Source organism: Vibrio sp. 3-2(1), assembly GCF_963887575.1.
GTDB classification, from domain to species: Bacteria; Pseudomonadota; Gammaproteobacteria; order Enterobacterales; family Vibrionaceae; genus Vibrio; species Vibrio anguillarum.
The window spans coordinates 114,555-126,781 of sequence record NZ_CAWPGB010000033.1; the positions used below are offsets into that span (position 1 = coordinate 114,555).

The 12,227-nt window shown below is 46.6% G+C and carries 8 protein-coding genes and 1 tRNA gene; 6 read left to right on the forward strand and 3 right to left on the reverse strand.

Annotation, left to right across the window (positions count from 1 at the left end; translation table 11 throughout):
• Positions 1 to 287 precede the first annotated feature (287 nt).
• Complete coding sequence (locus AACQ79_RS11605) at positions 288 to 2,828, forward strand: Ig-like domain-containing protein (RefSeq protein WP_170899121.1); 2,541 nt, start codon at positions 288 to 290, stop codon at positions 2,826 to 2,828.
• Between the two features lie 105 nt (positions 2,829 to 2,933).
• On the opposite strand, the gene folD is transcribed toward AACQ79_RS11605, so the two are convergent.
• Positions 2,934 to 3,794, reverse strand: a complete 861-nt coding sequence (gene folD / locus AACQ79_RS11610; protein ID WP_010317168.1) for a bifunctional methylenetetrahydrofolate dehydrogenase/methenyltetrahydrofolate cyclohydrolase FolD — start codon at positions 3,792 to 3,794, stop codon at positions 2,934 to 2,936.
• 201 nt (positions 3,795 to 3,995) lie between these two features.
• Between folD and AACQ79_RS11615 the strand changes: the two genes are divergently transcribed.
• Positions 3,996 to 4,072 (forward strand) — tRNA-Arg (locus tag AACQ79_RS11615).
• Between the two features lie 233 nt (positions 4,073 to 4,305).
• A complete protein-coding gene (locus tag AACQ79_RS11620; protein WP_017050203.1) occupies positions 4,306 to 5,412 on the forward strand; it encodes a M23 family metallopeptidase in 1,107 nt (368 codons plus the stop codon).
• 116 nt (positions 5,413 to 5,528) lie between these two features.
• Here the strand turns inward: AACQ79_RS11620 and AACQ79_RS11625 are convergent, their stop codons facing one another.
• Positions 5,529 to 5,942, reverse strand: a complete 414-nt coding sequence (locus AACQ79_RS11625) for a VF530 family protein (protein ID WP_013857204.1) — start codon at positions 5,940 to 5,942, stop codon at positions 5,529 to 5,531.
• Between the two features lie 332 nt (positions 5,943 to 6,274).
• Here AACQ79_RS11625 and AACQ79_RS11630 point away from each other — a divergent pair, with 332 nt between their 5' ends.
• From AACQ79_RS11630 to AACQ79_RS11640, 3 genes are all read left to right on the forward strand, one after another.
• Positions 6,275 to 7,606 (forward strand): ferredoxin reductase family protein, encoded by a 1,332-nt coding sequence (locus AACQ79_RS11630; RefSeq protein WP_170899122.1) that lies wholly within the window; start codon positions 6,275 to 6,277, stop codon positions 7,604 to 7,606.
• Positions 7,607 to 7,820: 214 nt separating this feature from the next.
• Positions 7,821 to 8,720, forward strand: a complete 900-nt coding sequence (locus tag AACQ79_RS11635; RefSeq protein ID WP_017050201.1) for a homocysteine S-methyltransferase family protein — start codon at positions 7,821 to 7,823, stop codon at positions 8,718 to 8,720.
• Positions 8,707 to 10,242 carry a BCCT family transporter gene (locus tag AACQ79_RS11640; protein ID WP_170899123.1) on the forward strand — a complete coding sequence of 512 codons (1,536 nt, stop codon included), beginning with the start codon at positions 8,707 to 8,709 and terminating at the stop codon, positions 10,240 to 10,242. Before AACQ79_RS11635 ends, AACQ79_RS11640 begins: the two co-directional genes overlap by 14 nt.
• A 97-nt stretch (positions 10,243 to 10,339) precedes the next feature.
• On the opposite strand, the gene AACQ79_RS11645 is transcribed toward AACQ79_RS11640, so the two are convergent.
• Positions 10,340 to 12,121 (reverse strand): alpha-amylase family protein, encoded by a 1,782-nt coding sequence (locus AACQ79_RS11645; RefSeq protein WP_170899124.1) that lies wholly within the window; start codon positions 12,119 to 12,121, stop codon positions 10,340 to 10,342.
• Positions 12,122 to 12,227: the final 106 nt, after the last annotated feature.

Here is a 12,227-nt window from a genome sequence, read left to right on the forward strand (position 1 = left end):
ACCAAAATAATATTGACCATATCAATTTCTCAACGACGTGTGATTAGGTGAGTTCGTGAAGTCCGCCGAAAAAGATTTGCAAGCGGTGTTGATGTTGAAATCATGCCGTGATTTTGAGTTGAGATAATTAAAATTATCAGTTATTTAGAGTGCAATTCTCGTCCTCTAGCTTATTAGTTATATACCCTGCCTACTTGATGTTGCCTTGTCTTTATCTCGCGTATTGCAGGCCACCACGTCAAGTTACTTGGGAACGGGTTAATTATTCATAAGCAAAGGAGAGAACAATGAGTTCTTATCTACTCAGAGCCGCCATTATTACAACGTTAGGGATAAGCTACCAAGCTCAAGCCTATAACTGTGATGGCTTGGGCTCTTGGGATACGGCCGCCATTTATACGTCCGGCGATAAAGTGACGCAATCTAACGCAGCCTATCAAGCTAACTATTGGACGCAGGGAAATGATCCTGCAAGCAATAACGGCCCCTGGGCATTTTGGCTATCACTCGGGCAGTGTGACAGCGGTGGTGGCAATGTTCCACCCACGCTAAATCTCGTTTCTCCTGCCAATAATGCACAAATCCCACAAGGCAGCTTAATCACGCTGCAAGCCACGGCGTCTGATAGCGATGGTAGCGTGGCACAGGTTGAATTTTTGATTGATGGCGTATCGATCGCCGTCATCACACAAGCGCCTTTCCAAACCGATTGGACTGCCGCTTTAGGCGCAACCCAAGTGACTGCAATTGCCACTGATAATCAGGGTGCGACTACGTCAACCGCGTCAACCATCTCGGTTACGCCTGTTGGTGGTTTAGTGCCTCCGTCCATCTCCTTAACCAGCCCAACAGGTGCTGAGCAGCTAGCGGCTGGTGACTCATTGACGCTAAGCGCTAATGCCACCGATTCGGATGGAACCGTCACGCAAGTTGATTTTTATGTGGATGGACAACTCATCGCTTCAGATACTTCAGAACCTTATGTCCACGATTGGACTGCTGTCTCAGGCTCTCACACCTTTAAAGCCAAAGCGACGGATAATGGTAACCAAACGACTCATAGCCAAGAGGTCGCCTTAGTTGTATCTGGAGGCTCAAGTGGTGGTTGTGCAGGTTTAGCAACCTATGTGGCGGGTAGCAGTTACGCTGCAGGCGAACTGGTGCAAAACAATAATCAAAAGTTCCGTTGTGATATCGCAGGTTGGTGCTCTTCCAGCTCAGCGTGGGCCTATGAGCCGGGCAAAGGAAGTTATTGGCAAGAAGCGTGGACAGGAATGGGCGCGTGCGCCACGCCACCTACCGTTTCATTGACAAGCCCTGTTGACAATGAAGTGATTCTGGCTGGTTCTACCATCCTGCTCAGTGCACAAGCTAATGATGTCGATGGCAGTGTAGTACAAGTGGAATTTCTTGCTGATGGCACGAGCCTTGGCGTAGTAAACCAAGCGCCTTATTCGGTTGAGTGGGTTGCGAGCAAGGTCGGAAGTACCACACTCAAAGCCATCGCAACCGATAATGACAATAATAGCGCTGAAAGTCAGATTAACGTTTCAGTGAGCGATCAAGCGTTAGTGGTGTCGTTAACATCGCCAACGTCAGGGCAAACCGTCGGTTTGGGTAAACCAGTCAATATTGCTGCCAATGCGACGTCACTCACTGGTGCTGTTTCTAAAGTCGATTTCTTAGTGAATGGAGCGGTGGTCGCAACTGATACCAGTGCGCCTTATGCCTACACTTGGACACCTACGGCTATCGGCGAATACACAGTGGCTGCGCAAGCTTATGATGCAGGTAGTAGTGTATTGTCAGACGCAGCTGCCGTGAAGGTGGTTGAACAGACACAGAAAAAGCACAAATTGATCGGTTACTGGCATAATTTTGTCAATGCTGCTGGCTGCCCAATGCGTCTCGCTGATATGTCTGATGCGTGGGATGTGATCGATATTGCATTTGCCGATAATGACCGCAACAGTAATGGAACCGTGCATTTCAATCTTTTCTCAGGCGATGCGCATAGTAGCTGTCCCGCCTTAGATGCTACCCAGTTCAAGCAAGATATGGCGGCCTTGCAAGCCAAAGGCAAAGTTTTTGTTTTGTCACTTGGTGGCGCTGAAGGCAACATTACTCTCAATACTGACAGTGATGAAGCGCACTTTGTTGATAGTTTGACGGCGTTGATCAAAGAGTGGGGTTTTGATGGCTTGGATGTTGATTTAGAAAGTGGTTCTAACTTAATGCATGGCTCGCAAATTCAAGCGCGCCTAGGCCGAGCATTAAAGCAAATTGAAGCCAACATCGGCGGTGATATGTACCTGACCATGGCACCAGAACATCCTTATGTTCAAGGAGGAATGGTGGCTTATAGCGGCATTTGGGGAGCGTATATTCCTATCATCAATGAGGTTCGTGACACGCTCGATCTACTTCATGTTCAGCTTTATAACAACGGTGGGTTACCAAACCCTTATCTACCGGGTGCAGCTCCTGAAGGTTCGGTGGATATGATGGTCGCCCAATCAAAAATGCTGTTAGAAGGGTTTGATTTGGCCGATGGTTCACGCTTTGAACCACTGCGTGACGATCAAGTTGCAATCGGTTTGCCTTCTGGCCCGAGCTCTGCCAACTCTGGGCAAGCGCCCACGCAAAACATTCTTGATGCGTTGGACTGCTTAACCAAGGGAACCTCTTGCGCGACGGTGAAACCGAGTTTCAACTACCCTAACTACGGTGGTGTGATGACATGGTCTATTAACTGGGACGAACACGACGGCTACAATTTCTCTACGCCAATAGGCAACAAACTGACGCAAATGAATAATGCCCAATAAAGGCTAAGTTGGTTTATAACGCAAGAACCCCAGCGCAATGCTGGGGTTCTTTTTGGCTCGCTGATCATAGCTATCAATAACCACTAGCAATAATCAATAACAAGATCAGTTATTGGGGTGAAATTGCTCGCACGCCAACAGGGTGTTTTCAATCAAACTGGCCACCGTCATTGGCCCGACACCACCCGGAACGGGGGTGATCAAGCTTGCTTTGGTGCGCGCTACATCGTACTCGACATCGCCAATCAGTTTGCCTGACTCCAAGCGGTTGATGCCCACATCAATCACTACGGCACCTTCTTTAATCCATGCGCCGGGAATAAAATTGGGTTTACCAACGGCTACCACCAATAAATCAGCTTGGCGAACATGGTGCTCTAAATCTTTAGTGAAGCGGTGGCATGTGGTTGTGGTGCAACCAGCCAGTAGCAACTCTAACGTCATTGGTCGGCCGACAATATTGGATGCGCCCACAATCACCGCATGCTTACCACGCAGTTGAACGTTATAGCGCTCAAGCAAAGTGATGATCCCTTTGGGCGTGCAAGAGCGCAGTTTAGGAATGCGTTGGGCTAAACGGCCCACATTGTAAGGGTGAAAACCATCGACATCTTTTTCAGGAACAATGCGTTCAAGCACATGGGTTGTGTCAATCCCAGCAGGTAAGGGCAGTTGCACTAAAATGCCGTCAATTTCAGGGTCGGCATTGAGCTTATCGATTAACGCCAGTAGCTCCTCTTCACCTGCAGTGGCCGGAAGATCATAGGATTTAGAAACAAAACCTACTTCTTCACAAGCACGACGTTTGCTGCCGACATACACTTGTGACGCAGGATCTTCTCCCACCAGCACCACCGCTAGCCCCGGAGCTCGAAGACCCACTTGAGTGCGAGCTTTTACCCGCGCCGCTACTTCAGATCGAACCGTCTGGGAGATGAGTGTCCCATCAATATTTTGAGCAGTCATGGCTTTCCTTACACATTGGTCGCAAATATTTTTGGGCGCATTGTCGCAGATATTTAAAGTAACATCTATAAGCAAACGTTTGCTTTGTTCTGTTTTTCGTCACATGGTTAGCGAATGGCAGTTTTTTAGGCATTTGAAACAGAATGTTAGAGAAAGCGATTGATTTACGGAGTTCAACTCGTATAATCCTGTCCCTGTAGCGCGCCCTTAGCTCAGCTGGATAGAGCACGTCCCTTCTAAGGATGTGGTCGTAGGTTCGAATCCTACAGGGCGTGCCATTTATTCAAGAAAGCCCCGATAACTCAAAAAGTTGTCGGGGCTTTTGTTTTTCATGTTCATCCGTTCGGTTTTTTACTCCGATGATACTTTTGTGCAGAGTGTTGATAATTTCATCGCTTTCATCTTATTACATCTTGCTCCCACTGGCTTCGCAAAACGCACCTTCTTAGCTATCCCACGAATATTTTGTGCCACACTCTATGTGAAATTTAATTCATATGGAGGGTGTGTAATGAATCTAACCAAATCTTCTTTAGTGACATGGTTTATCTGTTTTAGCCCAATGGTGGTAAGCCATCAGTTGTATCCTGATGTCGATACTCCACGGCTTAACGAAGCGCAGCTTGCAGAGAGCCAACTGCCATTTTCTCTGATTAGCGATGATGAGTTTGTTTTTCGACCTCATCAACGTCCTTTCAATATTGAAGATTTTATTGGTACCCATCAGCCAAATTGGCTTGAGCTTGTCGAGTCAGTTAGCCATTGGGCTGGGGCAACGGGGGTTGATCCTCGAGTGTTATTGACCACTTTAGCGTTATTAGAACAAGAGAGTGCTTCGGAGCAAAGCTTGGACGATAGACAGCGGCAGATCAAAGATATTGCGAATCAACTGTCTCAGCGTTTCTATCACTATCAAGAAAGTTCATCGGCTCTTCAATACAATGCTGCGACGTTAGCGGTCATGCAGCAATTGAATCGGGTGGATGATTGGGCATTATGGAAATCGCAATATGAGCTTTGGTTTGGTGCTTTCAGCGAACCACAAAACACACCAGCTCCTATGCGTATGGGGAACCTCATTGCTTCGCCTAGTGAGGGGTTTATGCAGTGGCCATGGCGCAAAGGGTATCAGTGGATACCTAACGGTACGCATGCGCACAGTGGTTCAGGCTTTCCGCTTTCTTCGATCGACGTTTCTTACGATTGGCCAGCTTGGGGCGCGCCAACTTACAGTGTAACGGCCGCGCATGATGGCTACGTGTCGGTGATGTCTCGGTGCCAACTGCGCGTGACGCATCCAAACGGTTGGGCGACGAACTATTACCATATGGACGGAATCCAAGTCGCGAATAATCAGTGGGTGACGAAAGACAGTAAGTTGGGTGTTTATGCTAACCAGCGCTCCATTGCTTTGTGTGAAGGTGGATCGTCCACCGGTCCTCACTTGCACTTCTCATTGCTTTATCAAGGGCGTTTTCAATCTTTACAAGGTGTGAGTTTTGGGCCATATAAGGTTCAGACTGGGCGATATAGTTACGATAATCATTGCCAATATACATGGCTGTATGACCAACGTAAGCAGCAGAAAGTCTGCTTATGGCAACCTATTTATAATTAAGGTTCACGCTGAAATGTTGTGATGGAAAATGTTGGTGCAAGGTTCTCTTACACCAACATTCATTTTGTGCTCAACCGATTTGTTGTGTCGTGAGCCGATCACTGACTTATCGTTCTTTAACGACGAAACGAACGGTTACGTGCGGAACGCTCTTTATGGGCAGAAGCCGCTTTAGCCTGTGAGTTTAAAATGGAATCAACCGTCAGCTCCATTGGCTCTTTAGGTTTGAGGCCATGTGGGAAAGTGCGCGCGCGCGGTGGCAGATCATATTCTTCAGCTGAAGCGCGTGGCATACGTTTAAAGCGATATAGGTAGAAGTTTTCTACTTTCTCTCTCGCCCAATCGGTTTTATTGAGATATTTCACGCTGCTGGCAACCGATGGGTTGGTATGGAAGCAGTTAAAACGCATTGCCGTATCGAGAATATCCCAACCGTAAAAATCCACTAGTTCTTGCAGTAATGTTTCTAACTTAAGACCGTGTAATGGGTTATTTCTTTGTAATTCAATTCTTTCTTCTTCAGTCATCATAACGAGTTCCTAAGTAGTTCACTAACCGAGGCCAGCAGGGGTGTATGGTTTTCGTTGGTTTTTTATTCAAACAACGTGGCATCACGAATGATCATCTCTTAACACGCTAGTTGAAGGGGCCGCATTCTAACAGAATTCAGTGACCCTCCCTAAGATTATCGTGCGGAAGATCAGCGTTGTTTGATTGGTCAGATTTTTCTGCGTTCAATAAAAAGGACATAGCGCTTAAAGAGCTTGGATTGTCGTCTTTACACAGATTTACTTGTTACTTCATCTACTTTACGTTGTGCTTGTTACTCTTAGATAACCTTTCTATTTAAGTGGTTATTGTGATGAGCAGAGTAAGCAAAACGGTATTGATTGTGATGGTGGTTGTCTCGGTATTATGGATGCAAGCCGAGCCAACGCTTTTGGTGTCTGAAAACCTCTTCAAGTGGCGATCGGCTTTTATCCAGTGGTCAGGCATTTTGGCCATTGTGGCGATGTCATTGGCTATGGTGCTGGCGCTTCGTTTGCCCCTTGTTGAGCAGTGGACACAAGGAATCGATAAAGGCTATCGGATACACAAATGGCTGGGCATTTCGGCCACGTTGCTTGGTTTATTTCACTGGCTTTGTTACCAGATACCGAAATGGATGATCGCACTTGATCTCCTGACTAAACCTAATCGGCTCAATGGCTCGGGCCCACAGGGGAACTTGTCGGGTTTTGCGCTTTGGGTAAAAGAGATGCGCCCGATTGGGTTAGCTATTGGCGAATGGGGGTTCTACTCATTATTGCTGCTGGTGGGTGTATCACTGTGGCTAACCATTAAATACAAACCGTTTCGCTTATCGCACCGTTTGATGGCGGTGGTGTACCTTTTGCTGGCTGGGCATTCGGTATTATTGTTGAAAAAGGCGTATTGGGGCTGGCCGATTTATTGGTTAGTGTTGATGTTTATTGCGCTTGGCTCCGCGGCAGCAATCTACAGTTTGTTTGGATTTGTGGGCCGAAATGCACGTTATTCAGCGAAGATTAGCGCATGCCACTACTGCGCAGCGAGCCAAACGTTAGATTTAAGAATTAAGATGGAGAAACCTTGGCCCGGGCATAAAGCAGGGCAGTTTGCCTATTTGAGTTTTGTTGGCGAAGAGCCGCATCCGTTTACTATTGCTTCGTACAATGAGGCTAATGAGCTGCGATTTTTGATCAAAGAGCTCGGCGATTTTACCACAGGCCTTTATAAGAGAATTACCGTGGGTGAGCCGATTGAGGTCGAAGGTCCATATGGACGATTTGAGTTTTATAGTGATAGGCCACAAGTCTGGATTGGTGGAGGTGTCGGCATCGCTCCATTTATGGCTGGGTTAGATTATTTACACACGGTAAAAGCGCATCCGGCTACTTATCTGTTCTTCTGCTGCCATCATGCAGAGCAAGCCCTGTGTGATGAGCTTAAGCAGAAAGCATTGCGTGCAGGTGTCTCCCTCACAGTGATTGATTCAAGCATTGCGCCGCATTTGTCTGCCGAGACTATTGCTCGCCAGTGTGGTGATTTAAGTGGTTTTGAGTTTTTCTTTTGTGGCCCTGTTGCGTTTTCACGGACTTTAAAACAGGCGTTGAAGCCTTACCATGTAGACGTTGAAACTCAGTTCCATGAAGAGTTGTTTATGATGCGTTGAGTATTTGTTGTGAAATGACCAAGCCCCATGTTTTCTAAGAATGACAGCACGAATGACAGCATGAACAACAGATAGTGACCTTGCGAAAAAGAATAGATAAATCAAGTCACTTACTTGAATGAAATTCATATTGCACTTCAATGTTATTCACTATGATCTTGCTCACAGTATGCTTCAATGGCACTGACCAATAAAGCATTATGGATACGATATTATGAGCAAATTAACCCTTCTTGATGGTGGCATGGGGCGTGAATTAAAAAGAATTGGCGCTCCTTTTTCTCAGCCACTTTGGAGCGCGCAAGCGCTGATTGAATCTCCACAACATGTTCGTTTAGCTCACCAAGGATTTATTGATAGCGGTGCCGACATCATCACGGTGAATAGCTATGCGTGTGTCCCTTTTCACTTGGGCGAGTCACTATATCAAACCGATGGTGCAAGGTTAGCGAACTTAGCCGCGCAGATTGCTGCGGAAGTAGCACAACAGTCAGAACGTCCGATTTTAGTGGCGGGTTCTATGCCACCGGCTATGGGAAGCTATCGGCCTGATCTCTTTCAAGCCGAAGTCGCGCGAGCGATTTCACTCACTTTGTATCAAGCACAAGATCCTTATGTGGACGTCTGGTTAGCGGAGACGATTGCCAGTTTAGAAGAGTTGAGCATGATCCAATCGGTGTTTGCCTCATCAACCAAGCCTTGCTATTACGCACTGACTCTGAAAGATGACTCTAATATCGCACAATTGCGTTCTGGGCAGTCAGTGTCTGAAGCCACAGAACAAATCTATTCTGCGGGTGGGGCGGGTATTTTCTTTAACTGCTCAATACCCGAGGTGATGGCTGATGCCATTCAACAGGCGAAAATGGTGTTGGAAGGCCGAGCGCAAAAGATTGAAATCGGCGTTTATGCAAACAGTTTTACGCCGATTAAATCGGATCACGCCGCTAACGAAACCGTACAAGCCATGCGTGAGTTTAGTGCAGAAGATTATCTCGCATTTGCCAAGCAGTGGTATGCCCTCGGTGCAACCGTGATCGGCGGATGTTGCGGCATCACCCCTCGCCATATTCAAGCACTTTATGAATGGAGGCGCAGTTTTGAAAAATCTTAATTATGGATTGGCTTTTCCTGCGATTGCGTTAGTGCTTGTTTTGTTAACGGTATCTGCGCTTTATCCAGCCACCTCTCAAGCGATGGCGGCGCAAGCTATGGGCTGGGTGAGCCACTGGTTTGGCTGGTTAGTACAGATGACAAGTTTGGCGTTAGTGGTTTTTTTACTGTGGCTGGCGTGTTCGAAATACGGCCGCATTCGTTTAGGTGAAGAAAAAACCGAATACAGTAATTTTTCTTACGGCGGGATGATTTTTACCGCTGGCGTCGGGGCGTCACTCATTTACTGGGCGATAGGTGAACCGATGTATTACTTACAATCACCGCCGTTATTTGCTGAGCCTAATAGTTATCCTGCTGCGGCATGGGCCGTTACTTACTCTATTTTTCATTGGGGCATTACAGGCTGGGCGATTTACTGCTTTCCAGCGATTCCGTTTGCTTACGCATTTTATGTACAAAAAAAACGCACGTTAAAAGTTTCCAGTTTGTGTTCTTCGGTAGTGGGTGACCATCCTTTGGTGGCAAAAAGTATCGATCTATTGTCGATTTTTGGTACGTTGGCCGCGTTTGCTAGCTCGCTAGCCTTAACTGTGACCTTGGTTAGCGCCGGTGTGGCAGAGCTGTTACAGATTGAGAATAGTCTTGGCTTACAAGGCACAATTATTGTGCTTTTTGTGGCTGCGTTAGTGGTTGTGATGGGGGTTGGTTTTAATCAAGGCATCAACATGATTTCTAACTGGACAGTCAGCATGGCGGTGTTGTTTGCCCTGTTTGTATTATTGGCGACTCAACCTTCTTTCATTCTTAATAGTTTCACTGACTCACTGGGCGTGATGTTGGATAATTTCTTTAGAATGTCATTGTGGACAGACCCTGTTCAGCAAAGTGGTTTTGCACAAGGCTGGACTCAGTACTATTGGTTTTGGTATTACGCGTACTTGATTATGATGGGCCTATTCATCACGCGAATTTCTCGTGGACGAACGATTCGTGAAGTGGTTTTGTACACCATCTCTATGGGCGCTTTGGGCTGCGCATTTTTTATCTCCATTTTTGGTGGCTATGCGGTGTGGGCTCAAATGCTGGGCGGTCTACCCGTTCAGGGCTGGATGGCAGAAGGTGGCTTAACCTACGCAGTGGTTTCATTGATAAAAACCTTGCCTGGGGGAAATGGGGTGCTTGGGCTATTTCTGCTCATTCAGTTTTTATTGATGCTGACCACTATGTCCAGTGCGAGTGTTGCGACGGCGATGCTCACCACCAATGAATTGGCTTTGAATGGTGATCCCGATAACCGAGTAAAATTGCTTTGGGCCTGTGCGATTGGGCTGATCAGTTTAAGTGTATTTTTGGCTGGGGGAGGGATTGAAACCATTAAGTCGCTTTGTGTGGTCGCAGGCCTTCCTATGATGTTCATTTACGCCATCATGCTCAAAACCTTTTTACATACTTTAGGCATTTTGCCCAATCAGCATGAGCGGGAATCTGATCAAGAGCCCGTGTTAATGAAAGTCACTTAAAGCAAGCCTTAACCTTATAGCCTTTAGCAAAACAAGCCAGCACGATGAAGATGCTGGCTTGCTGTATTGAAAGAAGACCAATGACTCTCTTTGAGGTTTAAATATTATTGAGAACCATGAAATGGGTCGAAAGTGGGGTGAAGTCGATCATCACATAGCTCTCTTGTTCGTTGACGAAGAGCGTCAGCGTTTGTTGATTTAGCGGGTCGAATAGAGTGTGCTCACCACAGGTTAACTGCCAATAAGTGGTCAATGCTTTAGGTAAATGCAGTTTTACGGTTTTGCCACTTGTGGCACTGAAGTTCGCTGCGATGATCAGCTTTTGTGACGGGTTAGAGCGAGCAAAGGCAAATAAGCCATCTTGTTGGTCGGAGAAGTGTTCAACATTGGCGGCGTACAGATCATGATATTCACCGGTCAGTGCGGGGCTCTGTTTGACTAAATTCAGTAATGTTGAGTAGAAATGGCGCAGCTGCTTCTCGCTCTCGTTTAATTGGCCACCATCAAATGCGCCGTTATTCATCCATTTTTGGTGTTGTGGAACACCGATATAGTCAAAAATAGAGGTGCGAGAAGGCTGGCCAAAGCCGGCATGTTCCGCTCCAGGTTCGCCCACTTCTTGCCCAAAATAAAGCAAGGTTGGTGAGCTGGATAAACAGGCTGAAATCAACATGGCTGGGCGTGCTTTATGTGCTTCCCCTGCAAATTCAGGTGAGGCAATTCTCTGCTCGTCATGGTTTTCTAAGAAATGCAGCATGTGATGCTCAATGTCGCGCAGTTGATATTCAATACGACCAATCTCTTTGGTAGAGCCGTGTCCTTGCATGATAGCTTTGAGACTATCGTAAAGGTCGACTTTGTCGTACAGATAGTCCATTTTCCCGATCTGGATGTAATCGCGGTATAAATTTGGCTGATACACCTCTGCCATTAAAAAAGCATCGGGGTTGTGTAGTTTAATTGCCGAGTTGAGATAGCTCCAAAATTCAATCGGTACCATTTCGGCCATATCATAACGAAAGCCATCCACGCCTTTATCGATCCAATAAAGAGCGATATCTCGAAATTTACGCCATGAATCCGGGACACTTTTGTCTTGCCAGAAAACGGCGTGTTCAAGGTGAGATAGAAAACGGTATTGCTGCGGAAGTTCGGTAAAATCTTTGCTTCCATCCGGTTTGATGCCGTAGTTTATTTTGACGGTTTCATACCAATCATCGATGTTCGGCTTGGCCAAACGAGATCCATTGCCTGTCCATTTTGCGGGGTGTTCGTAAAACGGGGTGGCTAAATCTGGGTGGCATTCACCGCCCAACGGTAGCAATGAGGTGGGAATATCTGGCAGTTTAAAGGAGGTGTCGGGTAGGTAATAGAAGTTATTGTCCCTGGCGTATTGCACACTGGTATCATCATTTTCACCAAAATCATTGACTCCGACAGGGTTATTGAGCCCTTGATATTGGCGCGCCACGTGGTTAGGGACAATGTCGATGATGACTTTCATGCCCGCTTGGTGTGTACGCTTAATCAAGGCTTCAAATTCGTGATTACGCTGAGCTGGGTCGTCGGCTAAATCAGGGTTTATCGAATAGTAGTCTTTAATGGCGTAAGGCGAGCCCGCTCTACCTTTGACAACACTTGGGTGATCATTCTCTATTCCCCATGCACGGTAATCACCCACCAGTGCGTGATGTAAAACACCGGTATACCAAATATGAGTGATCCCAAGTTGATGAATTGCATTGAGTACATCGTCAGTGAAGTCACTTAATTTACCGACGCCATTTTGTTCTTTCGTTGCCCAAGGTGTGTAGCAACAGTTTGTATTACCGAATAAGCGCGTGAAAACTTGATAGATAGTGTATTTGTTGTAAGCCATAACGTGTCAACCTAAGCGATGATGGGATGCGAGAAATAGGAGATGAGTTGCAGGCTAATAGAAGTTGATGAAGACAGAATCATCCTTGGGTAGTGATTTTGGGGCG